Origin of the sequence: Pseudomonas asplenii, from assembly GCF_900105475.1 — a bacterium.
Classification (GTDB): Bacteria; Pseudomonadota; Gammaproteobacteria; order Pseudomonadales; family Pseudomonadaceae; genus Aquipseudomonas; species Aquipseudomonas asplenii.
The window spans coordinates 2,582,744-2,606,682 of sequence record NZ_LT629777.1; the positions used below are offsets into that span (position 1 = coordinate 2,582,744).

The 23,939-nt window shown below is 58.2% G+C and carries 22 protein-coding genes and 1 tRNA gene; 15 read left to right on the forward strand and 8 right to left on the reverse strand.

What is annotated here, in order from left to right; all coding sequences use genetic code 11:
* The first annotated feature begins 1 nt into the window (after position 1).
* The 15 genes from BLU37_RS11750 (at position 2) to cysC (ending at position 16,885) form a co-directional block, all read left to right on the forward strand.
* A complete protein-coding gene (locus tag BLU37_RS11750) occupies positions 2-994 on the forward strand; it encodes a GHMP family kinase ATP-binding protein (protein ID WP_090204977.1) in 993 nt (330 codons plus the stop codon).
* 2 nt (positions 995-996) lie between these two features.
* The gene (locus BLU37_RS11755; RefSeq protein WP_090204980.1) at positions 997-1,950 is read left to right on the forward strand and encodes a GDP-L-fucose synthase family protein; all 954 of its coding nucleotides are present in this window, start codon (positions 997-999) and stop codon (positions 1,948-1,950) included.
* A complete protein-coding gene (locus BLU37_RS11760) occupies positions 1,943-2,776 on the forward strand; it encodes a transketolase (RefSeq protein WP_090204982.1) in 834 nt (277 codons plus the stop codon). Before BLU37_RS11755 ends, BLU37_RS11760 begins: the two co-directional genes overlap by 8 nt.
* Complete coding sequence (locus tag BLU37_RS11765) at positions 2,773-3,753, forward strand: transketolase family protein (RefSeq protein WP_090204985.1); 981 nt, start codon at positions 2,773-2,775, stop codon at positions 3,751-3,753. Before BLU37_RS11760 ends, BLU37_RS11765 begins: the two co-directional genes overlap by 4 nt.
* A 37-nt stretch (positions 3,754-3,790) precedes the next feature.
* A complete protein-coding gene (locus tag BLU37_RS11770; protein WP_197678405.1) occupies positions 3,791-4,960 on the forward strand; it encodes a DegT/DnrJ/EryC1/StrS family aminotransferase in 1,170 nt (389 codons plus the stop codon).
* 3 nt (positions 4,961-4,963) lie between these two features.
* Complete coding sequence (locus BLU37_RS11775) at positions 4,964-5,689, forward strand: sugar phosphate nucleotidyltransferase (protein ID WP_090204992.1); 726 nt, start codon at positions 4,964-4,966, stop codon at positions 5,687-5,689.
* A 76-nt stretch (positions 5,690-5,765) separates the two neighbouring features.
* Positions 5,766-6,704, forward strand: coding sequence for an NAD-dependent epimerase/dehydratase family protein (locus BLU37_RS11780; RefSeq protein WP_090204995.1), 939 nt, complete (start codon positions 5,766-5,768; stop codon positions 6,702-6,704).
* Between the two features lie 95 nt (positions 6,705-6,799).
* Complete coding sequence (locus BLU37_RS11785; RefSeq protein WP_157696373.1) at positions 6,800-7,552, forward strand: ABC transporter permease; 753 nt, start codon at positions 6,800-6,802, stop codon at positions 7,550-7,552.
* Positions 7,441-8,880: an ABC transporter ATP-binding protein gene (locus tag BLU37_RS11790; protein ID WP_172833017.1), complete on the forward strand. Its 1,440-nt coding sequence runs from the start codon at positions 7,441-7,443 to the stop codon at positions 8,878-8,880. Before BLU37_RS11785 ends, BLU37_RS11790 begins: the two co-directional genes overlap by 112 nt.
* Complete coding sequence (locus BLU37_RS11795) at positions 8,877-10,424, forward strand: hypothetical protein (protein WP_090205004.1); 1,548 nt, start codon at positions 8,877-8,879, stop codon at positions 10,422-10,424. Before BLU37_RS11790 ends, BLU37_RS11795 begins: the two co-directional genes overlap by 4 nt.
* Positions 10,421-12,289, forward strand: coding sequence for a hypothetical protein (locus tag BLU37_RS11805; protein ID WP_157696374.1), 1,869 nt, complete (start codon positions 10,421-10,423; stop codon positions 12,287-12,289). The genes BLU37_RS11795 and BLU37_RS11805 overlap by 4 nt, the downstream gene beginning before the upstream one ends.
* Positions 12,286-14,220, forward strand: coding sequence for a glycosyltransferase (locus BLU37_RS11810; protein ID WP_090205013.1), 1,935 nt, complete (start codon positions 12,286-12,288; stop codon positions 14,218-14,220). Before BLU37_RS11805 ends, BLU37_RS11810 begins: the two co-directional genes overlap by 4 nt.
* 2 nt (positions 14,221-14,222) lie before the next feature.
* Entirely contained in the window at positions 14,223-15,230 is a 1,008-nt protein-coding gene (locus tag BLU37_RS11815; RefSeq protein WP_090205015.1) for a hypothetical protein, read from the forward strand.
* Positions 15,227-16,168 carry a glycosyltransferase family 2 protein gene (locus tag BLU37_RS11820; RefSeq protein WP_157696375.1) on the forward strand — a complete coding sequence of 314 codons (942 nt, stop codon included), beginning with the start codon at positions 15,227-15,229 and terminating at the stop codon, positions 16,166-16,168. Before BLU37_RS11815 ends, BLU37_RS11820 begins: the two co-directional genes overlap by 4 nt.
* Before the next feature lie 66 nt (positions 16,169-16,234).
* Positions 16,235-16,885 carry an adenylyl-sulfate kinase gene (gene cysC / locus BLU37_RS11825; protein WP_232000499.1) on the forward strand — a complete coding sequence of 217 codons (651 nt, stop codon included), beginning with the start codon at positions 16,235-16,237 and terminating at the stop codon, positions 16,883-16,885.
* A gap of 75 nt (positions 16,886-16,960) precedes the next feature.
* On the opposite strand, the gene ychF is transcribed toward cysC, so the two are convergent.
* The 8 genes from ychF to BLU37_RS11865 form a co-directional block, all read right to left on the reverse strand.
* Positions 16,961-18,061, reverse strand: coding sequence for a redox-regulated ATPase YchF (gene ychF, locus BLU37_RS11830; protein WP_010445337.1), 1,101 nt, complete (start codon positions 18,059-18,061; stop codon positions 16,961-16,963).
* 22 nt (positions 18,062-18,083) lie between these two features.
* The gene (gene pth, locus BLU37_RS11835) at positions 18,084-18,668 is read right to left on the reverse strand and encodes an aminoacyl-tRNA hydrolase (RefSeq protein ID WP_010445336.1); all 585 of its coding nucleotides are present in this window, start codon (positions 18,666-18,668) and stop codon (positions 18,084-18,086) included.
* Positions 18,669-18,839: 171 nt separating this feature from the next.
* Positions 18,840-19,433 carry a 50S ribosomal protein L25/general stress protein Ctc gene (locus tag BLU37_RS11840; RefSeq protein WP_019361995.1) on the reverse strand — a complete coding sequence of 198 codons (594 nt, stop codon included), beginning with the start codon at positions 19,431-19,433 and terminating at the stop codon, positions 18,840-18,842.
* Between the two features lie 135 nt (positions 19,434-19,568).
* On the reverse strand, positions 19,569-20,510 hold the full coding sequence (locus tag BLU37_RS11845; RefSeq protein ID WP_090210934.1) for a ribose-phosphate pyrophosphokinase: 942 nt from the start codon (positions 20,508-20,510) through the stop codon (positions 19,569-19,571).
* 46 nt (positions 20,511-20,556) lie between these two features.
* Positions 20,557-20,631, reverse strand: a tRNA-Gln gene (locus BLU37_RS11850).
* 35 nt (positions 20,632-20,666) lie between these two features.
* A complete protein-coding gene (gene ispE / locus BLU37_RS11855; RefSeq protein ID WP_090205023.1) occupies positions 20,667-21,518 on the reverse strand; it encodes a 4-(cytidine 5'-diphospho)-2-C-methyl-D-erythritol kinase in 852 nt (283 codons plus the stop codon).
* Position 21,519: 1 nt separating this feature from the next.
* Entirely contained in the window at positions 21,520-22,137 is a 618-nt protein-coding gene (lolB, locus tag BLU37_RS11860; protein WP_019361993.1) for a lipoprotein insertase outer membrane protein LolB, read from the reverse strand.
* Positions 22,138-22,141: 4 nt separating this feature from the next.
* Positions 22,142-23,866, reverse strand: a complete 1,725-nt coding sequence (locus BLU37_RS11865) for a tetratricopeptide repeat protein (RefSeq protein ID WP_090205026.1) — start codon at positions 23,864-23,866, stop codon at positions 22,142-22,144.
* Between the last annotated feature and the right edge of the window lie 73 nt (positions 23,867-23,939).

Genomic DNA, 23,939 nt, shown 5'->3' on the forward strand with positions numbered 1-23,939 from the left:
TGTGATCGTAACGCGTACACCCTATCGTATTTCTTTTTTTGGTGGTGGCACCGATTACCCAGGTTGGTTTCGCGAGCAAGGTGGCTCGGTGATTTCCACGTCCATCGACAAATACTGCTACATCAGTTGTCGTCACCTGCCACCGTTCTTCGATCACAAATACCGGATTGTCTATTCGACGATCGAAAACGTGATGGATCCGAGCGAAATCCAGCACCCTGCGGTGCGTGCCGTGCTTCAGCACATGGAGTGTGACCGTGGCTTGGAGATACATCATGATGGTGATCTTCCGGCGCGCTCGGGGCTGGGGTCCAGTTCGTCGTTTACCGTGGGTTTGCTGCATGCTCTGAAAGCGCTCGATGGGAAACAGATTTCCCAGGACTCTCTGGCCAAGCTGGCCATTCATGTCGAACAGAATGTCATCAAGGAGAGTGTCGGCTCGCAGGATCAGATTGCCGCAGCTTATGGCGGTTTCAATCGCATCGACTTTATGCGTGATGGCAATTTCAAGGTGTCTCCGGTGATCCTGCCCGAGTCGCGACTGCGCCATTTGCAGAATCACCTCATGCTGTTCTTCACTGGATTTTCCCGAATAGCAGCGGAGATCGCGCAATCACAGATCCAGAATATATCCGCGCGTCATAGTGAGCTGACGCAGATCATGCAGATGGCCGATGAGTCCTTGTCCATTCTCCAGGCGACGAGTTCGCTGGAGGAGTTCGGCACGCTGCTGCATGAAGGGTGGAAGCTGAAGAAAGGCCTGTCGGATCGGGTCAGCAACTCTGACCTGGACGCTATCTATGAAGCCGCCCGGTCGGCCGGTGCGACTGGCGGGAAGTTGCTGGGTGCGGGCGGCGGTGGTTTCATGCTGTTTTTTGTCAAGCCGGAACTGCAGTTGCGGGTTCGCGAGCGCTTGAAGGCCCTCATTCATGTGCCTTTCCAGTTCGAGAGTTCCGGTAGCCGGGTAGTTCTTTATCAGCCTAACGGACTTTAAGCATGTCACAGCGTCTCTCAAGGCATTCGCGAATATACATCGCGGGTCACAGTGGAATGATTGGCTCAGCATTTGCCAGGCATTTCACTGCGGCCGGTTTCACCGATCTGATTCTGCGTGAGCACAACCAGCTTGAGCTAACCGACAAGTTGGCAGTCGATGCTTTTTTCGCCGAACATCGTCCCGAAATTGTCATTCTTGCAGCGGGCAAGGTGGGCGGTATCGTCGATAACGTCAGTTACCCGGCCGATTTCATCACCCGTAACCTGGAAATCCAGGCCAATGTCATCCAGAGCGCCCACCACCATGGTGTGCGGCGGCTCGTGTTCTTTGGTTCATCCTGCATGTACCCCCGGGAATGCCCGCAGCCGATGGCTGAAGATGCGCTGTTGAGCGGCAAGCCGGAGATGACCAGCATCGCCTATGCGATGGCAAAGCTGGCAGGTGTGCATATGTGCCTGGCCTACAACCGGCAGTACGGCGAGCAACGTTTCATTCCTGTGATTCCGAACAGTGTCTATGGCGAGAACGACAACTTCGACCCCCAGTCCGGACATGTGCTTTCAGCGTTGATCAGTCGCTTCCATACCGCTCACAAGACGCAGGAGCCGCTCACCACGTTGTGGGGCACAGGTACCCCGCGACGTGAGTTTCTCTGTGCCGATGATCTGGCCGCAGCCTGCCATGTATTGCTGGAGGCGGATCTTTCGACGGTGGAACTGCCGATCAATATCGGTTCAGGGCATGACCTGTCGATTCGCGAGTTAGCCGAGTTGATCTCGGATGTCGTCGGCTATCGTGGGGATATCGCCTGGGATACCCAGCGACCTGATGGCACATTGCGCAAGTTGCTGGACAGTTCGCGCATTCTTGAACTGGGTTGGCAGCCGTCGATTTCCCTGGAGGCGGGCATCCGCCGAACCTACGCATCTTTTCTGGAGAGCAGCCATGCATGAACCTGAACCCGCTCTCGCCACTTATCTGCAAGAGAAAGCACATTGGGTCTGGCGGGAAACCTTGAAGATTCATCGGCATACGCCGGAGACTCGGGTCGCCTCGTCGTTATCGCCGATCGAAATTTTCGTGGTGCTCTACTATGGAGGTTTCCTGCGGCAGAACCCGGCCGAACCGCTCTGGCCCGGGCGTGACCGCTGCATTATCAGCAAGGGTCACGGTTCGTTGTGCATGTACCCGATTCTTGCCGACCTTGGCTATTTCCCGGCTGCCGAACTCGAGCGTGTGTGCCAGGAGGGCAGTTTCCTCGGCGGGATCCCCGATCCGGTGATACCTGGCTATGAAACAGTCAATGGTTCGCTGGGGCACGGTACCGGTGTAGGCGCCGGCATGGCCCTGGGTTTGAAACGACGGGGTCAGGACCAGCAGGTCTATGTGGTCACAGGCGACGGAGAGTTGCACGAGGGCTCGAACTGGGAAGCCTTCATGTTTGCTGCGCAACACCGGCTGGATAATCTCACGGTGATTGTCGACAACAACCAGATCAGCATGCTCGGCCCTACGGACAGCATCGTTTCCCATCGTGATCTGAGTGCCAAGTTCACAGCTTTCGGCTGGCAGGTACAAATCGTGGATGATGGCCATTCCCCCCAGGCCATTGCCGATGCGCTGAGTGCCAGTCGGGCCTCGGGCGAGCCGCAACCCCGGGCGATCATCGTCAATACCCGCAAGGGCCATCGGGTGCCAGGCCTGGAAAATGCGCCGTTGTCGCACATCACCGCGATTGCGCCGCAGTTGATTGATCAGTTGCTGGGAGTCGAATCATGAGTGACACGCTGCAGTCGATAAAGCCGCGGGCGATGCGTGACACGTTGCTTTCGTCCATCGTTGAGGCCATGGCGGTCGATGATGACATTTTCTTCGCCACCGCCGACTTTGGTTCTCCGGTGCTCGATCAGATCCGCGAGCGTTATCCACATCGATTCGTCAATGTCGGGATCGCCGAGCAGAACCTGATCAATGTTTCGGCGGGCTTGGCCCTCGAAGGGTTCAAGGTATTCGCGTATGCGATCGCGCCCTTTATCACCATGCGTTGCTTCGAGCAGATTCGCGTGAATCTGGCACTGCTTTCCACCGTGCGGCCCATGAACGTGAACCTGATCGGGGTCGGAGCGGGCTACAGCTATGTGGTTTCCGGTCCGACGCATCAGTGTTACGAGGATCTCACGCTGATGCGCAGCCTGCCGAACATGCAGGTACTTTCGCCTGCCGACCAGGTGACGTCGGCAGCCTTGGCGTCACGATGCCTGGAGCGTCCGGGCATCAAGTACCTGCGTCTGGATGCCCAGGTTCTGCCTGTGCTGTACACACAGGGCTTGCCGGACATCCAGCGTGGCTTTCACATCCATTGCGAGGGTGAGGCGCTCTGCCTGGTGTCGACCGGCTATATGACCCAGACAGCTCTCAAGGCCGCCGAGCGTCTGACTGCCGATGGTTTGCCTGTCACCGTGGTCGACCTGTTCGACCTGAGTGGTTTTGACGAGCAGGCGTTGATTGCCCTGTTCGCCAGGTTCCGCGGTGTCGTTTCGCTGGAGGAGGGGTTCGAAGGACGCGGTGGTCTGGACGCGTTGCTCTTCAATCTGCTGGCTCGGCGTCTGCCCGAAACGCGCTTGTTCAATGTGGGTGTGACGCCTCAGTATCGATTCGAACTGGGTGAGCGGGCTGTCCTGCATGAGCAGGTCGGTATCGGGGTCGACGCGGTCATCCACAAAGTCCGCGATTTTCACGCTTCACTCTCTCTTTGATTCCATGCCCAGTAGCAAGACGGAGCAATCTTCGATCATGAAATACCCTTTGATGCGCAACAACATTCTGCGTGAAGACCTGGACGCGGTCATCGACCATCTGCGTCAGGATGATCCCAAGCTGACCCACGGCGAGCATGTGAAAGCCTTCGAAGCGGAGTGGTCGCAGTGGCTTGGGGTCAAGTACAGCGTTTTCGTCAACTCTGGTGCCTCGTCGAACCTGCTGACCATGGCTTTGCTGAAGTTGCGCTACCCGCAGGGCGGGGAGGTGATCGTGCCTTCTCTGACCTGGGTCTCGGATATCGCCAGCGTTCTGCAGAACGGTTTTACTCCGGTCTTCACCGATATCGATCCGCGTACCCTCTCCATGGATCCCAAACAGATTCTGGACAAACTGAGCGAGCACACCCGGGCGGTGTTCTTGACTCATGTGCAGGGTTTCGACGGTATCGATGACGAGGTGCTGGCAGAGCTCGATCGACGTGGCATTCCGCTGATCGAGGATGTGTGCGAGTCGCACGGTGCCGAGCATGCAGGGCAACGTTTGGGCAGCATCGGCTGGGTGTCGAACTTCTCGTTCTATTATGCCCACCACATGAGCACCATCGAGGGGGGGATGATTTGTACCAATGATCCGCTCGTCTACCAGCAGGCTCGCATGCTGCGCTCCCATGGCATGGTGCGAGAGGCCAATGATCCGCAGACGCAGGCCGAATACCGGGCCGCCAACCCCGAGCTCAACCCTGACTTCATCTTTGCGTTTCCCGCCTTCAACACCCGCAACACCGAGATCGGCGGGATTCTCGGGCGCAAGCAGCTCAAGCGCTTGTCGGCCAACGTCGATCGTCGTACGCAGAACCTGCGTCGCTTCCTCAGCCAGATCGATCCGCACAAGTACCGTACCGATTTCAAGTTGGAAGGTTCGAGCAACTATGCGTTCAACCTGATCCTGCGCGAGCCCGATGACGAGTTGGTAGAGCGGCTCATGGTTCACATGCGTGAGGGCGGTATCGAGTTCCGCAGGGGCAGTGCCGGCGGCGGCAATCAACTGCGCCAGCCTTACCTGAAGGGCATCGTACCGGACGGCTACTATCGCGAATTCCCCGAAACCGAGCATGTCCATTTCTACGGTTTCTACATCGGTAATTTCCCCGACTTGCGTGATGAGGAAATCGATGAGTTGTGCCGTTATCTCAATGACGTCTAAGCCATGACAGTCCGTACCGCGATTATCCTCGCCGGGGGGCTTGGTACCCGACTGCGCAGTGTCGTCTCCAGCGTCCCCAAACCGATGGCGCCGATCAATGGCCGGCCGTTTCTCGAGTACCTGCTCGACTATTGGATCGAGCAGGGCATCTCGCGCTTCATCCTGTCGGTCGGGTATCAGTGCACGATCATTACCGAGCACTTCGGCGGGCACTATCGTACCGCCGAAGTAGAGTATGCAATCGAGCATGAACGCCTGGGCACTGGCGGAGGCCTGCTGTTGGCGACGGCAATGCTCAAGGATGAAGACGCGTTCGTACTGCTCAACGGCGATACGTTCTTTGCCGTCGAACTGGCGTCGCTCGATGGCTTTGCCCGCAAGGCCGGTTCGGACTGGGCCCTGTCGCTTTTTCGGGCGCAGGAGGCGAACCGTTACATGGGCCTCGAGCTGACCTCTGAGCAGCGGATTCTGTCACTGGCATCGCAGCGTGGTTTACCGGGTTGCCTCGCCAATGGTGGCGTCTACTGGGTACGTCGGGAAAGCCTCGCCGGCTTGCCGTTCGCGGCTGGGCACAGCGTATCACTGGAGGATGAGCTTCTGCCGACGCTGTTGGAGCGTGGAGCCTGTATCTCAGGGTTCGCCGCCGAGGGGTCATTTATCGATATCGGTATTCCTCATGATTACCTGCGTGCCGCACAAGTGCTGATCAACCCGCAGAAATACGGTTGATGTACTTGGGCATGGTGCATGCATTGAGTTGCTACGGTATTTACATTTCTTACTCACTCGAAAAAGGAAGCAGACGATGAGTCTCAATATTCTCGTGACCGGCGGTGCCGGCTATCTGGGCTCCACACTTGTCCCCGCGCTGTTGGCGGCTGGTCACAAGGTGACGGTACTGGATAACTTTCTGTTCAAGCAGGCCAGCCTTAATCATGTGTGCCATGATCCCAACTTCACGGTGGTGAAGGGTGACATCCGCCTTGAGAGTGTCATGGCTCCTCTGTTGAGCAAGGCCGATGTGGTCATTCCCCTGGCCGCTCTGGTGGGTGCACCGATCTGCAACGCCGATCCGGTAGGCGCCTCGAGCATCAACCACGATGCGATCAAATTGATGCTGCGCCTGATGTCGCCTGAGCAAATCGTGCTCATGCCGACCACCAACAGTGCCTACGGCACCGGCGATGCCGACAATTTCTGCAACGAGGACTCCCCGCTGCGGCCTATTTCCCAATACGCCAAGGAAAAGGTCGAAGTCGAAAAGCATCTGATGCAGCGTGAGAACGCGATCAGCTTCCGTCTGGCAACCGTCTTTGGTATGTCGCCGCGGATGCGCACGGATCTGCTGGTCAATGACTTCACCTATCGTGCGGTGTACGACCGTTTCGTGGTGCTGTTCGAAAGTTCGTTCAAGCGCAATTACATCCACGTGCGTGATGTTGCGCGAGTCTTCCAGCATGGCCTGGAAAACTTTTCGTCCATGAAGGGCGAGGTCTATAACGTCGGCTTGTCGGACGCGAACATTTCCAAGCGGGAGCTGTGCGAGCGGATTCAGGCCCACATTCCGGATTTCGTGTTTCTTGAGGCTCCGGTGGGCAAGGACCAGGACCAGCGCAACTACGTGGTTTCCAATGCCAAGGTGGAAGCGACCGGCTTCCGACCTATCATGTCGCTGGACGACGGTATCCGGGATCTGATCAAGGGGTTCACCATGATCAAAAACTCGGCTTACGGTAACGTCTGACGTTCTCGCGTTCCCAGGTTGAATGAAAGGATCGTCGTTTGCTCAAGAACCCTTCGCGGCAACATCTACTGCGCAATGTGATTCGCCATCGCTCCATGATTCAGGCGCTGGCAGTCCGCGATCTGCAGAACCGTTATGCAGGTACCCTGGGCGGGATGCTATGGGCCTTCCTGCATCCGCTTGCTGTCGTCGTGGTGTTCTATTTCGTCTTCGCGGTGGGCTTTCGCGCCCAGGGGCCGGTGGGGACTCCTTTCATCCTCTGGTTCGTTTGTGGTCTGGTGCCGTGGTTCTTCTTCAGTGAAGCGCTGCAGTCCATTACCCATTCGATCACCCGTAACGACCACCTGGTGAAAAAAACCGTCTTTCCGACGGAGGTTCTGCCGGTGGTCCACCTGGCGTCCGGGCTTGTCCCCCATGGGGTATTCCTGGTCGTTTTGGCGGGAATGATGCTGTTTTACGACGTGGCTTTTTTCTGGGAACGGCTGCTGTTTGTCTATTTCCTGCTCTGTATGAGTGTCCTGCTGCTGGGGCTGGGCTGGTTGTTGGCGGCCTTGCAGGTGTTCTATCGGGATATCGGCCAGGCTCTGACGATTCTGCTCAACCTGTGGTTCTGGAGCACTCCGATCGTGTGGTCGTTACAGATCATGCCTGCGGCCATCAGGGAATGGGCGGTCTACAACCCGATCTATTACATCGTTCAGGGTTATCGCGGGCTTTTGATCTTTCAAACGGTCTCTTGGCCACCGATGAGCCAGACACTGGTTTTCTGGGGCGTGAGCCTCGGTCTGTTTTTCCTCGGCTCAGCCATTTTTCGCCGGCTGAAGCCGGAATTCGCGGATGTTCTCTAATAGCCATGCAGAACGATATCGCCATCTCCGTGACGCATGTCTCGAAGAAATTCAGGTTGTTCGCTTCACCCCGTGAGCGTCTTGTCGAGGCGTTGCACCCTTTGCGCAAGCAGTATCACCGGGAGTTCTGGGCATTGCGCGAGGTCTCCTTCGACGTGATGAAGGGGGAGATCATCGGGGTGCTTGGGCGTAATGGTTCGGGCAAGTCGACGCTTCTGCAGATCATTTGCGAGGTGATGCAGGCAACCACCGGCAGTGTGCAGGTCAATGGCAAGATCTCTGCCTTGCTGGAACTGGGAGCGGGCTTCAACCCTGAGTTCAGCGGGCGCGAGAATGTGATTCTCAATGGCGCCATCATGGGCTTTTCCCGCAGTGAGATGATCGAAAGGATGCCAGCCATCGAGGCGTTCGCCGAGATTGGTGAGCACTTCGATCAGCCGGTGAAGACCTACTCCTCAGGGATGTTCGTACGGGTCGCATTTGCTGCGGCGATCCACGTCGATCCGGAGATCCTGATCATTGACGAAGCGCTGAGTGTCGGTGATGCGGCGTTTCAGCATCGCTGTTTCCAGCGTATTCGCGAGTTTGTCGAACAGGGCAAGACCATCCTGTTCGTGTCCCACAGCGTCGATACGATGCTTCGTTTATGCAAGCGCGGGCTGGTGATCGATCATGGCAGCCTGTCTTACGACGGCCCGATCACGACAGCGGTGAACATCTACCAGAATCTCTTGTTCGGGGCACCGGCAGACGAACCTCCGAGTCTCGACGAGCAGGAGTCGTCACATGTCGAGCAGGCTCGGCTATTGGGGACCGGGTGTACGGATGTCGTCGCTGATCGGCCTTTCTACAATGATCACGAGACGCGCCTTGGCAGTGGCCAGGTGCAGGTCATCGACATCGAAATTCTGGCCGATGGGCGTTCTGATCCACCACGGATCCCGGCGAATCAGCCTGTGGAACTGTTGGTCAAGCTGCTTTTTCGTGAGGCAGTGGAGGGGGTTTCGGTCGGCTTTGGCATTGTCTCGCTCGACGGTACCTACGTTTTTGGAACCAACCTGCATATGCAGGGCGCGCCTTTGCTGTCGGCGGATGCCGGTGAGTGTCTGGTGATCAGGTTCGATTGGCAGGCCCGCTTGGTCGGCGGCGAATATTTCCTTAATGTCGGTTGCTCGCAAATCACCGCAGAGTCCGACCGTTTCCTGGACGTACGACGTTCGGTAACCCGGCTCACCTTTGCCGGTACACCGGGCATAACCGGGTTTGTGGATTTGCAGGTCAGGCACGAAGTCTTGTCATTGTCCGGCCTGGAGGAGGCCTTTTCATGAAATTGAAGCAACCTCTTGTCCTCGGCTATCCGAGAAGTGGTTTCACGCTGTTGCTCAGTGTCATCGCAGAAATACGCCGTGTGACCGGGCTCAGCGATCCGGCACCAGGTGGTGCGTTCCTGCAGGCGTTCTGTCAGTCGGTGGGCCAACAGATTGCCTTGCGCATACAGGGTATTTTCGAACGGCGAGGATTGGCGCAGGCGCTGATCTACAACGACAACTTCAGGTACCTGCCAGGGGGGCCGAAGTGGGTGAAAGGCGATGCACCGCAAACCGCCTGCTTTCGCAAGTACATAGGCATCCGGGGGGCGGGAGACTTCACCCTGATCACTTCGCACCCGGTGGAGATTCTGTCCGTCTACGAGACTGCCCATTCTCACGTGGGCCCGGATACCTGGCCGGCCCACCCGGCTTTCGCTGGGCACCAGCGTTTTTCATCTTTGCGAAATCCTGCTGGAACCGTGACGTCGGCCTGTTTTTCGTTCAACGCGCTGGCCAGCGAGTACATTCAGCGTTTCATTCCCCCCGAGCAGGACAACGACGAACTACGCCAGCGCATCGCATTGTACAAACTTTCCGACCTGAACTTCTTCGAAGCGCTGGTCGGACCGCTTCAGGCCTATATGCGGGTGTTCGAAGAGTACGCCAGCGAGTATCACATCATGCGCTGGGAGGATCTCATCCAGGCACCGATCCCGACCATCCTGGGGCTGGCCGAAGTTCAAGGGGTTTTCCTCGATGCACAACAGGCGGCTGCCATCTGGCAACGTCTTGATCATGTCAATCTGACCGGTGCGCATCGGCACAACCTGCGGCAGGGGCAGGGTGTCGTGGGCGGCTGGAGGAACTGGCTGACCAATACCCATCTGAACATTTTACGTGACTACGGTCTCGAGAGTGTGGCGCAACGTTATGGGTACGGAGCTTTCGGGACCTTCGATGAGAGCGCCTATACGCCATTCCAGCGTGAGCTGGCAGGGTTGTTGGAGCGTCGCGAGATATTTCGTGACTATGGTGATGAGGATCTGTTCGGGTTTGCGTTCAATAAATCGAATCTGGATCTCGAGCGGTTTGCATTCAAACGCTTTGCGTGGAAAAAACATACTCAGATCGAGCGTTCCACCTGTCCTGACGACGAGTTGGTGGCGCAAGTCTCCGATTGTGCCGAGGAGACCTGCGAGGTGATCAATGCTGCGTTGACCAGTTGGCTGGACAACGGTCTGGCTGATGTCAGTGAGCGGGTGGAGCGGGTGATCCGTGCGCTCGAGCCGCTGCGCATCGGCACGCAGACGCTTGATGGTTATCGTGAGCAGCTGCTGGCGGCGGGAAATGCACAGTGCGCGGTTGGGCCGTCGACAAGCCTGGGCACGCCGCTGTTGCTCGAAAGTATTGGCACGACAAACATCGTCGCCTATGGCGGTCACTATTACGGGTTGCCGCAGGCATTGGGCGCATTGGATTTCTCGAGCGATATCAGGCAATTGCCGGGTGTCCAGGTCGATGAGCGACTGGCGAACCTGCTTGCACGGATTAAACATCAATGAACAACCTGCAATTTTGTGCTTCTCGACTTGATGCTTTTCTCGAGTGGCTGACGCCCTCATGGTCGAACCAGGATCTGACCGTTCGGCTGATCGGTGACAATAGCCTGGCCAGGGATCTGGCTGATGCTGCGCAGGCTCAGGGCATCCGGCTGTTGCGCGAGTTGCCCCGAGGGGACGAAATATCCGCTGGACCGCAGCAGATCATCTTCACTGAAAATGACGGCCAGCGCCTGGCTGAACAACTGCTCTCCTGTGTCGGTATGAGCGATGTTTCCCTTCTGGCACCCATCACCGATCACCATTTCAGCCGCCGTCCACTGTTCCTGGTTTCCATCCCGAAATCGGGTACCCACCTGCTCTATGAACTGGCCCGGGCCCTGGGGTATCAGGAAGGCGTGGTATTGCCGGAGTTTCCCAAGCCGCAAACCTGGTACTGCGTCGAGTACAGTAATTCGCATACGGTCGCGGCCGATTTCTTCGTCGACAGCGTGCGGCGTTCCAGCTTCGGCAATCGCCACCATGCATTCCTGTCTTCGCCGGCACTGTTCATGTACCGACATCCTCTGGATATCCTGGTGTCCGAGGCCAATTACTATGAGCGTGAAGGCAAGACTACGTTTGCCGGCTGGCTGAGTGGGCTCGATGTGGCTGGGCGGATAACCCGCCTGCTGGACGACAACTGGTTGCTGGGTTCGCTTCGACAGCGGGTGGGTGGTTTCCTGCCGTGGCTGGACTTCCCCAATGTCGCCTCGCTTTCCTTCGAGGAACTGATCGGTGCCGCCGGTGGCGGGCGAGAAGCGGATCAACTGCGCCTGATCTGGTCTATCCAGCTCAAGCTCCAGGCTCCCGGCTCGCCGGCAACTATTGCCGCAAGGCTGTTCAATCCGCAATCCGCCACGTTCCGTTCGGGCCAGATTGGCGGATTTCAGCGAGAGATGGCTGTGGCGGATATTGCCCGCTTCGTCGAGCATAACCAGGACCTGCTGGCAACCCTGGGATATCCCCTCGACGGCACCATGGACTTGCCGGCCAACCGGCGCAAACGCCAGTCTTTGCCGCTACGTTATGCGGCCGAGCGGTTCGACGAGACACCTATTCTGTTGGAGGGTGATTTTTTCGGGTGCAATCTGGTGCGCTTCAGGCGACGCCTGTATGCCCTGCCTTTGCAGGGTGGGGCTGTTGATTTGCGCAACTGGACCGAGGCGCAACTGGAAACCTTGCCTTCGGCGGCGTCGATTGGCGAGCTCAAGGCCTTGCTGTTTCTGGGCCGGAGCGCTTTCCAGGAGCGGCAGACCGTTCTGCAGGAAATATCCCGTCTACTGGCTGGGCGTCCTGTCGAGCCTGAGGAGGGGCCGGTGCTTGTGTCGGCCTATAACGGCTTCAATGTGTTCAGGATGCAGCAGCGTTTCGTCGGGCTACGCCAGGCCGCTGGCCCCATGGATCTTTCCGGCAGTTTGCAAACCCTGCTCAAGCGCTATCCGGGCAGCGACTTGCTGGTCGCCAGAACGCAGGAGGAGTTGGCCGAGCACATCGATGGCTTATCCATGGTGATGCGTTGGTACGACGCGCACAGAGAGTTGCAGGAACAGGTGCAGAATAGCGGCCATGAATGGGTGGATCAGTTAGCGCATACCAATGCGCGTATCGACGCGATGGAACCGTTGATGTGCAGCTACGAATCCCTGAAAGAGGACGGGATTGTCCAGCAGGGACAGGCACTCCATACCAGTCGTGAACTTGCGGACCAGTTGGCGCGGGCCAACGCGCGTCTCGACACAATGGAACAGATTCTGCGTCGTCTGAACCAACCTTGGTGGCAGCGCCTGTGGAACCGACTCACCAGCAAGCCAGGAGGGCAATCATGAGTCAATTGTCAGTGGCCGTTCCCTGGAACCAGAGTCACTATATTCCCTGGCGTGGGTGCCATCCGATGTATCGTGCGCTGTTCGAGTCGATGCCCGAAGCAGTGAGCGTCAGCCTCTGGGACAACGTTGCCTTGCGGCATCAGTTGGAGCAGTCCGTGCAGGTTCGCCAGCGTTTGCTGGCGGGGTTGGCGAGCCAGCACCATAAACAGTGGCCCAAGCCCTACATGACTCACTTCGATCCTGAAAACCGCTTGCTGACGCAGGCGCTGCCGGGTCATATCGAGTTTTTTCATTCTATTGCGTTTCCCAGCCTGACCCGGCCCTTTGTCTTGCATTGCGAGTCGTTACGGGGGCTGTTTGCGCCGTGGGCTGCGTCGCCAGCTACTCTGCGCGAGCAATTGCCGCTTATTCGTGAGCATTACCGTGCATTGCTGGGAGGGCCATTGTGCCTGGGGGTTTTTTCTTCGCAGCCGAATACGCTCGCAGCGCTGAAGGATTTCCTGGGGTTGCCGAAGTTGGAGTCAAGGTTGTTCCACTCCCCTATCGGTTTGCCCGTTTCCACGGCCCAGGCTCGCAGCAGGCTTCCCGAGAAACCTGAGCTTGTTCATCCGCGATTTCTGTTCGTATCGGTTGCGGATCACGAAAGTGACTTTTTTATTGGCGGTGGACACCGTGTCCTGCGTTTCTGGAAGGCATTCTGCGCTGCCGGTCACAGCGGTTTGCTCAGCATGGCTTGCGAGCGCCCGGACGCCCAGGCCCTGGCGGCCTCGGGCGTGGATCTGGCATTTGTAGAACAGGAGACCGGTCGAAGCATCATTTGGGCCAGCCCTTCGCAGGTAGATATCGAGGCCTTGATGGCGGGTTCGCACGTTCTCCTGCAACCAGCCGATGTACCGTGTTTGTTCGATATGCTCCAAGCCATGAGCCTGGGGTGCGTCCCTGTCGTCGCCGCGCTTCGCGGGCTGGATCAGTATCTGCAGGACGGCCAGGACGGTTTGTGCATTGGTGTCGAGCCCGAAGTGCCGGAGCCATGGCTGTATCCCGTGCGCCAGGCGCACGAGGAAGCCTCACTTGTCGATGAGCTGCTGGCTCGTGTTCCGGGCTTGTTGCTGCCGCAGACTTACCTGGCGTTGCAGGCCTGTGGTCATCGCAAGGCTGTTACGCAGCATTCCGGGCCGGCGTTTGCCGAGACATTCTGGGCGCGGGTCCGTCAGCTTTACGCGGAACGCGTGATGACGTCCCCTTCTGCGAATGGTTCGATTACGCCGCTCATCGAGGGCGGGCTACTCGATGAGGCGGGCCTGACACGTGTATTCCGCCTGGACGCGCGCCCACGGTTGAGGATCAACACCGGGCTGCGCAGTGTCTGGTCCGTGGGCGGGTGTTTCGTGCTGATGGAAGGGAACTCCTCCTCGCAGCCTCCTGACTGGTCGATACTGGCCCAGTACACTCGGACTCAGGCACCATCCGTTGTATGGGCCAACAGCCTGCTTGAGCTGGCAGGAGCCTATCTGCCACAGGAGGGGAGGATCGACCAGCCCGAACCGTCGGCACTGGTGAAGATGCTGTCGAGATGGCTGATGCCTTTTCCCCGCCTGCATAGTCAATGCTCGCAATGGCTGCGTCGTTATCGTCGTGCGCAGCAGTCGCAAATGACCAGCCTCCCTCATCCGCAGGCCGCGGCAGAGCAGCCTCATCTGGTCGTGGAAGGCTTCCATGGTTACAACATCATCCGCTACGCAAAGCGCTTTCACGCCATCTTGCAAAGTGACGGCGCTTTCGAGCCCGAGCATCTGGGGACTTCGCGTTACAGCCGATACCACAGTGGTGTGGACTTGCAGGCTGTCGAGCAGTCGGTGATCGCCAATCTGGCCGCCGAGGCAGCGTGCGAGGCTCCTGAGAATCCATCGTCTGCGGCACACAGGAGTTGAACATGGCACCGTTCAATGCAAAGCCACCGGTTCATCTCTGGGTCTATAACCACTCCTTCTACGGTATCAGCGACCAGGTCGATTTTCTGGTGATGGCATTGCAGCAACAGGGTTATCCGGTCAGCGTCGGCAAGCGCCCCAGCGACAGTCGCTTGAACATCGTCATCGAGAACTTTTCCGAGAGCACCCGGGACACCCTCATCGATTTCTGTGAAGCGCGTGGCAAGCGCGTGGCCGTCATCATGACCGAACACCTCGACTTCGTGGACAATCAGATACTGATCCACGGCGACCCGCTCTGGAATAACAATGACTATATGCATCCGGCCGTGCAGGTGGCTCGTATCCAGCATCTGTTCGAGTGCCTGCCGCATATCTGTGCTTTTCTGATGTTGGGGGACCTTCCCCAACTGATCAACATGGACCGGTTGTTGCCTGGTGTACCTGTCCGTGCGATCGGTTTCCCTTCGCTACCGAAAGTCGCTCCCGATCCGGCCGTTTCCGCACAGAGCGATCTTTTGTTTACTGGAGCCGTTACCGATTATCGGGGTCGCATGCTCGACATGTTGCGCGGCGAAGGCTTCTCGATCGCTTGTCCGGAACGTTTCGTTTCCCGTGGCCAACGCGATGCCCTGAACCGCTCGGCCCGGTTGGTTCTCAATATTCCTCAGCGTCTGGATTGGCGCTGGTTGTCACTGATGCGTATTATCGCCGCCCTCAGGGTGGGGAAGGTGACGGTTTCCCTGGGCACGGCCGATACCTCGCAGATTGCCGCCTGCTGCCCTCAAATCAATCTGGAGCAACCCGACTGGCTCCAGGTTCTGCGTGATCATGTGGAAGGCACGGATGCTCTGTATGTCCGTATGCATGCAGAGTATGAGGCCATGGCGGCGAGGTTCATGCTGGAGCACCCTTTTCCGCATGATCTCTTCGATTACTGGCAAATGATTGATCGTGTGCCTTATTCCGGAAGTGGAGATGAAAGATGGACGCAGAGTTATCCACAATGAAGCGTACTGTCATACCTGCCACGGTGGTGGCTCCCGTATCCGAGGCACAGGAACAGGATTTGTTGATCTCCCTGCTGCTGCCGACCCGTGGTCGCCCGGAGTTGGTCGAGCGTTTTTTTGCGAGCGTGGTTGCCACGGCCGAGTGTCTGGCTGCAGTGGAGGTTATCCTTTGTGTGGACGAGGATGATCCCGGGAGTCACCATCTGCATTGCGATGCAGTGCATACGGTGCGGCTGATAGGCCCCAACCAGTCCATGGGTGCTTATAACACCGCTTGTCTGCGTGCCTCTCGCGGGCAGATCATCGTATTGGTCAACGATGACATGGTCATGCGTACTCCGGGCTGGGATCGGGAACTCAGGGCCTTGGACAAACGCTTCGCGGACCGGGTCTATCTCGGCTACTGCAACGACCTTTTGAAAAAGGGCGGTTTGGCCACGTTCCCCATTCTCTCGCGTACGACCTGCGAATTACTGGTCGACCCTTACCCGGCAGCCTATGCTGGCGCATTCATTGACTTTCATCTGTTCGATATCTTCAAGCGCATTCAGCATGAGGGTTTTGACCGCATTGTCTATCTGGACGACGTGATTTTTGAACATCTGCATTATCGGACGGGCAAGGCTGAGTTCGACGAAACCTACAGCAAACGTGGGCGCTTCAAGGATGATCCCATTTTTATCACCTTGAGCGACAATCGACGCGACGCCGCCAGGCGCGTCGTTCGTGCGTTACGCGGGGAGTCTGTGGGCGAGGCGGTTTTGAGTGGCGCGTCCGGGGAGGAGCCTGCGAAGGAGCGGGGGGCCGTGTTTTTCTACTTCAGGAAAATCTTTCTTGACCGGCAATTGCCGTTGCGTTGGCGCACCTATTTATGGATCTGGTTCACCCTGCGCCATTCGGCGGCACATGGTCTACTGAGACACTTTGTCAAAGGGTGAGCTTTTTGATTCCGTTACGAAACGGGTGCTGTGCACCTGTCGGGTTCAATGCTGGAGAAGCAATTGATGAGCAGTGACGAAACCAGACGTCTGTCCGAACCGGCGGAGCGCGATCTTTACTGGCAGTCGATCGAGATCGACAAGAGTGCCCACGCTACTCTCATGGGGCAAAAACCTGTCGTATTGTGGTTTACCGGGCTCTCCGCCGCGGGTAAAACCACCGTCGCCAACCTGGTGGAAAAACGTCTTCATGCGCTGGGAAGGCATAGTTATCTGCTCGATGGCGATAATGTACGCCAAGGGCTGAATGCCGATCTTGGATTCAGCGATGAGGACCGGGCGGAGAACATTCGCCGCGTTGCGCATGTCGCGAAATTGATGGTGGATGCGGGATTGATCACGTTGGTCTCGTTCATCTCGCCTTTTCGTGCCGAGCGGGTAATGGCTCGGGCTTTGTTCGAAGAGCACGAATTCTACGAGATATTCATCGACACGCCGTTGGCGGTTGCCGAGGAGCGTGATCCCAAGGGGCTGTACAAGAAGGCGCGAAGCGGCCAGCTCAAGAGTTTCACTGGCATCGATTCGGTCTACGAAGCGCCTGAAAGCCCTGACATCCGTATCGAAACAGTGCACATGAGTGCGCAGGAAGCGGCCACTCATGTGGTGGATTACCTGATTCGCCAGGGTTGCCTGTCTGTTGGGCAGGCTGTTTCCTAGCCCCTGTTGCGTACAGTCAGATACGAAAACGCCGCGATCAACGCGGCGTTTTCGTTCCAGAGGGAGTGTCGTGGGTTACACGTTGAAGCGGAAGTGCATCACATCACCGTCCTTGACGATGTACTCCTTGCCTTCCAGGCGCCATTTACCGGCTTCCTTGGTGCCCGCTTCGCCCTTGTACTGGATGAAGTCGTTGTAGGCGATCACTTCGGCACGGATGAAACCTTTTTCGAAGTCGGTATGGATCACGCCAGCGGCTTGTGGGGCGGTGGCGCCGACGCGCACGGTCCAGGCGCGGACTTCTTCGACACCGGCGGTGAAGTAGGTCTGCAGGTTGAGCATTTCGTAACCGGCGCGGATCACGCGGTTCAGACCAGGCTCTTCGAGGCCCAGGGCTTCGAGGAACATGTCTTTCTCTTCACCGTCGTCCAGCTCGGCGATTTCCGCTTCGATCTTGTTGCACACCGGTACCACGACTGCGCCTTCCTCGGCGGCAATGGCTTTCACCACGTCCAGCAGTGGGTTGTTTTCGAAGCCGTCTTCGGCAACGTTGGCGATGTACATCACCGGCTTGGTGGTCAGCAGGTGGAAGCCGCGGATCACGGCTTTCTCGTCCACGCTCATGTTCTTCATCAGGCTGCGTGCCGGCTTGCCTTCGGTGAAGTGGGTGATCAACTGCTCCAGCAGGCCTTTCTGGACCACGGCTTCCTTGTCGCCGCCCTTGGCGTTGCGCGCGACCTTCTGCAGTTGCTTCTCGCAGCTTTCGAGGTCGGCGAAGATCAGTTCCAGGTCGATGATCTCGATGTCGCGTTTCGGGTCGACGCTGTTGGCGACGTGAATCACGTTCTCGTCTTCGAAACAGCGGACCACGTGGGCGATGGCATCGGTTTCACGGATGTTGGCCAGGAACTTGTTGCCCAGGCCTTCGCCCTTCGAGGCACCGGCCACGAGGCCTGCGATGTCGACGAATTCCATGGTGGTCGGCAGGATGCGCTTGGGATTGACGATTTCGGCCAACGCCTGCAGGCGCGGATCCGGCATCGGCACGATGCCGCTGTTCGGCTCGATGGTGCAGAAGGGGAAGTTTTCCGCCGCGATGCCGGATTTGGTCAGGGCGTTGAACAGGGTGGATTTGCCGACGTTGGGCAAGCCGACGATGCCGCAGTTGAATCCCATAGTGTTTCCCCTCGGGTAAGAGTCAGGCCTTCTGGGTGTGCAGGTTTTTCATCGCGCGGTTCCATTCACCGGCGAGGATATCCGGCAGCACGCCGAGGGCAAAATCGATGCTGGCATCGAGTTTTTCCTGTTCGGCGCGTGGCGCACGACCCAGGACAAAATTTGAAACCATGCTTGCAACGCCCGGGTGGCCAATGCCGAGCCGCAAGCGGTGAAAGGTATTCTGATTGCCGAGCTGCGCGATGATGTCACGCAGACCGTTATGACCGCCGTGCCCGCCGCCTTGCTTGAGCTTGGCAATGCCGGGTGGCAGGTCGAGTTCGTCATGCGCCACGAGGATCTCTTCGGGTTTGATTCGGAAGAATCCAGCCAATGCCGAAACAGCCTGGCCGCTACGGTTCATGTAGGTGGTGGGAATCAGCAGACGAACATCCTGACCCTGGTGACTGAAGCGCCCGGTCAGGCCGAAATATTTGCGATCGGCCACGAGGTTGATGCCTTGTGCCGAGGCGATGCGCTCAACAAAAAGGGCCCCCGCGTTATGCCGGGTCTGTTCGTATTCGGTGCCTGGATTACCCAGGCCAACGATCAGTTTGATGGCAGTCACGACAGGGGCCCTTCTGTGGAATGGTGGATAACAACGCCGCAACTGGTGAAATCGGCGGTGAAAGTGGACGAAAAATGCTCATTTACCATGATGGTAACTTCGCATTCTCGCCCGCTTTCTCGCTACGTTCCAGTCCGCGATGTTTCCAGTCACTCCGGCGTCAGAGTGAAATTACTCTGCAGCGCCTTCTTCTGGTGCAACGCGTGGAGCGTGAACGTTGGCAACAGCCTTGTCGTCACCGTGAGCCAGAGCGACGAACTCAACGCCTTTCGGTGCTTTCAGGTCGGACAGGTGAATGATCGAACCGACTTCGGCGTTGGCCAGGTCGACTTCGATGAATTCAGGCAGGTCCTTGGCTTCGCAGGAAACTTCGATCTCGTTCACAACGTGGGAGATCTCGCCGCCTTTCTTCACTGGAGCAGCTTCGTTGATGAAGTGCACAGGAACGGTAGCGGTCAGTTTCTTGCCGGCAACAACGCGCACGAAGTCAGCGTGCAGGATGAACTGCTTGGCTGGGTGACGTTGCAGAGCCTTGACGATCACGTTTTGCTTGGTGCCACCGACGTTCAGTTCGATCACGTGGCTGAAAGCAGCCTCGTCTTCGAACAACTTGGCGATTTCTTTCGCCAGGATGGTGATGGACTCAGGAGCCTTGTCGCCACCGTATACAACGGCAGGAACCTGGCTGGCGAGACGACGCAGGCGGCGGCTCGCACCTTTCCCCAGGTCGTTACGCGCTTCGGCGTTCAGGGTAAAATTAGTCATGTTGTATCTCCAAAATAGCCATCTTCCGAGCACGTCTGCGACCGACGTGAGCGGTATGGGCAAAAAAGCCCCGCCCCAACATGAGTGTTGGGGCGGGGCGCTTTACGTCAACGAGGTGTTCGCGGGGCTTGGCCCTTAGCGGAACATCGCGCTGATCGATTCTTCATTGCTGATGCGGCGAACCGCTTCGGCGACCACCGGTGCGATATCCAGTTGGCGGATACGCGCACAGGCTTGTGCTGCTGCGGACAACGGGATGGTGTTGGTCACCACCAGTTCGTCCAGCACGGAATTTTCAATGTTCTCGATTGCCCGACCCGACAGCACAGGGTGTGTGCAGTAGGCAAAGACCTTGGCAGCGCCATGTTCCTTGAGGGCTTTCGCCGCGTGGTACAAGGTGCCGGCGGTGTCGACCATGTCGTCGACGAGAATGCAGGTGCGGCCTTCGACATCACCGATGATGTGCATCACTTCGGAGTGGTTGGCCTTCTCACGACGTTTGTCGATGATGCCCAGATCCACACCCAGCGACTTGGCAACAGCACGTGCACGCACGACGCCACCAATGTCCGGAGACACGATCATCAGATTTTCGAAACGCTGGTCTTCGATGTCATCCACCAGAACGGGGGAGCCGTAGATGTTATCTACAGGAATATCGAAGAAACCCTGGATCTGGTCGGCGTGCAGGTCAACCGTGAGTACACGATCGATGCCTACCACGGTGAGCATGTCAGCCACGACTTTCGCGCTGATAGCCACACGTGCGGAACGCGGACGGCGATCCTGACGGGCGTAACCAAAGTAAGGGATCACCGCAGTGATTCGGGTAGCTGAGGAACGGCGGAAGGCATCTGCCATCACGACGAGTTCCATCAGGTTATCGTTGGTCGGAGCGCAAGTCGGCTGAATGATGAAGACGTCTTTACCGCGGACGTTTTCATTGATCTCAGCGGTAATCTCGCCGTCGGAGAATTTTCCGACAGAGATGTCACCGAGTGGGATATGCAGCTGACGTACGACACGCCGAGCCAGATCGGGGTTGGCATTCCCCGTAAAGACCATCATCTTGGACACGCGCAGTACCTGAAGGCTGAGGGTAACCTGGATGAGTATTAGAAAATGGCAGGGGCGGCTGGATTCGAACCAACGCATGGCAGGATCAAAACCTGCTGCCTTACCGCTTGGCGACGCCCCTGTATCTGTTGCTACGAGTACTGGGTACTCGAATTCCTAGAGCAGACTTTGCAGCTTGCGATGCAACATCGAGACGTTGCTACCCTTTGCGACAAACCCTGTATGGGTCTCTGTAAGAAGGGCCGAGACTTTATCAGCTTCAGCTTTGCTTGGGAAGGCCCCAAACACACAACTTCCAGTTCCGGTCAATTTCGCTTCGGTAAATTTACCTAGCGAACTCAAGGCATTACGTACATCCGGATAACGCCTTGCAACAACCGGCAAGCAGTCATTTCGACTGTTTCCCTCGGGAACGGGGCGCACTTTAATGGGCGCGGAGTCACGTGTCAACAGCGGATCCGAAAAAATTTCTGCTGTACTTACAGAGACTTGCGGGACCAGCACGACATACCACGGTTCCTCCGGGTCGACCGGAGTGAGTTTTTCCCCGACACCCTCGGCAAAAGCCGCGTGGCCGCGGACGAAAACCGGCACGTCGGCACCCAGGCTCAGGCCCAGGGTCGCCAGGCGATCCTCGTCCCAGTTCAGTTGCCAGAGGTGGTTCAGGCCGAGCAGGGTGGTCGCGGCATTCGAGCTGCCACCGCCGATGCCGCCGCCGATGGGCAGGACCTTGTCGATCCAGATGTCCGCGCCGAGCGTCGATGCGGACTGTTCCTGAAGTTTTTTGGCGGCGCGTACGATCAGGTTACTGTCGTGGGGGACGCCTTCGAACGCGGTGTGCAGGTGAATCACGCCGTCATCGCGCAGGGCGAAGCGCAATTCGTCGCCATAATCGAGAAATTGAAACAGCGTCTGCAATTCGTGATAACCGTCGGCTCGGCGACCGAGGATATGCAGCATCAGGTTCAGCTTGGCCGGCGAGGGCAAGGTCAGTGTGCTGGCGCTCATGTCATTGACCCAGCCGGCGTGGCTGCCATTCCTTGATCACCAGGGTGACGTCGAGATCCTGCCCATGCAGCTTCAAGCGCTCGGGCAGCCAGTAGCCGTTCTGTTCGGTATAGCTCAGGTATTCGACCTGCCAGCCATCCTGCTCCAGGGTGGCGAGCCGGCTGTCGTTGTCCAGGCCCAGGCGGCTTTTGCTGTCGGGCGCGGGCAGGCCGCGAACCCACCAGACCAGATGGGAGACCGGCAGTTTCCAGCCCAGTTGCTCTTCCAGCAGGGCTTCGGGGCTCTGCGCTTCGTAGCGGCCCTGATTGGCGACTTCCAGCGACACCTGGCCAGGACGCCCGGTCAGACGTGCGGCACCCCGACCCAGCGGGCCGGAGAGGCGGATGTCGTAATAGTCCTGGCGCTGCAGCCAGAACAGGGTGCCGCTACCGGAATCCTTGGGCGCGCGGATGCCAACCTTGCCGTTGATCTGCCAGCCGTCGAGGCTGCTCAACTGCTGTTTGTGGCTGGCCCATTGGGCCGGGTCGCCGTGGCCCTCGACGGACTCACGGGCGCCGAAGCCCGCACAACCGGCGAGCAGGGCGATCAGGCTGAAAACAACGAGGTGGCGCAGGAACATAAGCTTACAGAGTCTCGGAACCGGTCAGGCGTTTGATGGTGCTACGCAGGAGGGGGCTGTCGGGTTGATCCTTGAGGAACTTGCCCCAGATTTTTCGGGCTTCGCCCTGTTTGCCGTTGGCCCACAGGACTTCGCCCAGGTGCGCCGCAACCTCCTGGTCGGGGAAACGCTCCAGGGCCTGACGCAGCAGGCGCTCGGCCTCGTCGAGGTTGCCCAGGCGGAAATTGACCCAGCCGAGGCTGTCGAGCACGGCGGGGTCATCCGGGTTCAACTGGTGGGCTTTTTCAATCAGTTCCTTGGCTTCGGCATAACGGGTCGTACGATCCGACAGCGTGTAGCCCAGGGCGTTGAGTGCCATGGCGTTGTCCGGATCGCGCTTGAGAATCGCCCGCAGATCCTTTTCCATCTGCGCCAGATCGTTGCGTTTCTCCGCTTGCATGGCGCGGGTATAGAGCAGATTGAGATCGTCCGGATACTGCAACAGGGCCTGTTGCAGCACTTTCCAGGCTTGCTCGCCCTGATTGTTGGCGGAGAAGATCTCGGCCTCGATCAGGTACAGCTGAATCGCGTAGTCCGGCTGTTCATCACGGGCGGCAGCGAGGCGTTTCGAGGCCTCGGCCCCCCGTCCGCTGGTGACCAGGATGTCGGTCTGGCGCAGTTGGGCCGGCAGGTAGTCATTGCCTGCGCCGACCTGTTCGTATTCTTCCAGGGCGCCCTGCGGGTCGTTCTTCTCCTCGGCGATGCGTCCCAGGTTCAGATGGGCCGAGTCGACGTGGCTGTCACGGGCGATCAGTTCCTCGAGATAACCCTTGGCCTCGTCCCAGGCCTTGGCTTCCAGGCAGACCAGTGCCAGAGAGAAACGCAGCTCGTCGTCTTCCGGATATTGCTGCACCAGGTTGGAAAACTGCACCTTGGCATCGTCCATGCGGTCCTGTTCGACCAGCATGCGCGCATAGGTCAGGCGCAGGCGCTTGTCATCCGGGTACTTCTTGATGCTTTTTTCCAGCAGCGGAATCGCTTCCTTGCCGCGATTGAGGTTTTGCAGCAGGCGGGCACGCAGTAGCAGGGGCGCGATTTCGCCATCTTCCGGAGGGTTGTTCTCCAGCAGCGTCAGGGCGCCCTGGTTGTCACCGTCCTGTTGCAGCAGCAGGGCCTTGCCGAAAATCAGCTGGCTGTTCTTCGGGTGACGGGCCAGCAGCCGGTCGAAACTTTTCATCAGACCGTTGCGGGTGTCCTGGTCGGTATCGGCCGCCGACAGGGCGAGGAAGTCGAAATGGGTATCGCCCTTGCCTTGCAGGACTTTCTCCATGTAGACCATGGAGTCGTCATAACGCCCGCTGCGCGCCAGCTGGATCGCGGCGGCACGCTGGGCTTCCAGGTCGTCCGGGGCGTTTTTCGCCCAGATCAGCGAGGTATCGAGGGCCGCCTGGTCGGCGCCCAGGTATTCGGCGATGCGGAAGGCCCGCTCGGAAATGCCCGGGTCCTGGGTGTTGATCGCCTGGGTGACGTAGTTATCCAGAGCGATATCGAAGCGATTTCGCTGGCCGGCCAGCTCCGCGCTCAGCAGGCTGAAGACCGTGTCTTCACTGAAGGAGCCGTAGACCTTGGGCTTTTCCGGGGCCGCCGTGGTTTCCTCGGCCGGTGACGTATGGCCCGGCGACACGGGAGCCAAGGCCTGGCAGCCGCTGAGGAAGACAAAAGCAAGAAGCAACGCGGACGATCTATTCATATAGGAGAAGGGCAACTAACCTGCGGTCGGGCCATCATGACACAAGCGGTGGGCAGAACCATACCCGAGACCG

Bases quoted from the DNA above. Each gene is read 5' to 3' on its own strand.
- BLU37_RS11755 (WP_090204980.1), top strand. From the start codon at position 997: ATGTCACAGCGTCTCTCAAGGCATTCGCGAATATACATCGCGGGTCAC.
- BLU37_RS11760 (WP_090204982.1), top strand. From the start codon at position 1,943: ATGCATGAACCTGAACCCGCTCTCGCCACTTATCTGCAAGAGAAAGCA.
- BLU37_RS11765 (WP_090204985.1), top strand. From the start codon at position 2,773: ATGAGTGACACGCTGCAGTCGATAAAGCCGCGGGCGATGCGTGACACG.
- BLU37_RS11770 (WP_197678405.1), top strand. From the start codon at position 3,791: ATGAAATACCCTTTGATGCGCAACAACATTCTGCGTGAAGACCTGGAC.
- BLU37_RS11775 (WP_090204992.1), top strand. From the start codon at position 4,964: ATGACAGTCCGTACCGCGATTATCCTCGCCGGGGGGCTTGGTACCCGA.
- BLU37_RS11780 (WP_090204995.1), top strand. From the start codon at position 5,766: ATGAGTCTCAATATTCTCGTGACCGGCGGTGCCGGCTATCTGGGCTCC.
- BLU37_RS11785 (WP_157696373.1), top strand. From the start codon at position 6,800: ATGATTCAGGCGCTGGCAGTCCGCGATCTGCAGAACCGTTATGCAGGT.
- BLU37_RS11795 (WP_090205004.1), top strand. From the start codon at position 8,877: ATGAAATTGAAGCAACCTCTTGTCCTCGGCTATCCGAGAAGTGGTTTC.
- BLU37_RS11805 (WP_157696374.1), top strand. From the start codon at position 10,421: ATGAACAACCTGCAATTTTGTGCTTCTCGACTTGATGCTTTTCTCGAG.
- BLU37_RS11810 (WP_090205013.1), top strand. From the start codon at position 12,286: ATGAGTCAATTGTCAGTGGCCGTTCCCTGGAACCAGAGTCACTATATT.
- BLU37_RS11815 (WP_090205015.1), top strand. From the start codon at position 14,223: ATGGCACCGTTCAATGCAAAGCCACCGGTTCATCTCTGGGTCTATAAC.
- BLU37_RS11820 (WP_157696375.1), top strand. From the start codon at position 15,227: ATGAAGCGTACTGTCATACCTGCCACGGTGGTGGCTCCCGTATCCGAG.
- cysC (WP_232000499.1), top strand. From the start codon at position 16,235: ATGAGCAGTGACGAAACCAGACGTCTGTCCGAACCGGCGGAGCGCGAT.
- ychF (WP_010445337.1), bottom strand. From the start codon at position 18,061: ATGGGATTCAACTGCGGCATCGTCGGCTTGCCCAACGTCGGCAAATCC.
- BLU37_RS11840 (WP_019361995.1), bottom strand. From the start codon at position 19,433: ATGACTAATTTTACCCTGAACGCCGAAGCGCGTAACGACCTGGGGAAA.
- ispE (WP_090205023.1), bottom strand. From the start codon at position 21,518: ATGAGCGCCAGCACACTGACCTTGCCCTCGCCGGCCAAGCTGAACCTG.
- lolB (WP_019361993.1), bottom strand. From the start codon at position 22,137: ATGTTCCTGCGCCACCTCGTTGTTTTCAGCCTGATCGCCCTGCTCGCC.
- BLU37_RS11865 (WP_090205026.1), bottom strand. From the start codon at position 23,866: ATGAATAGATCGTCCGCGTTGCTTCTTGCTTTTGTCTTCCTCAGCGGC.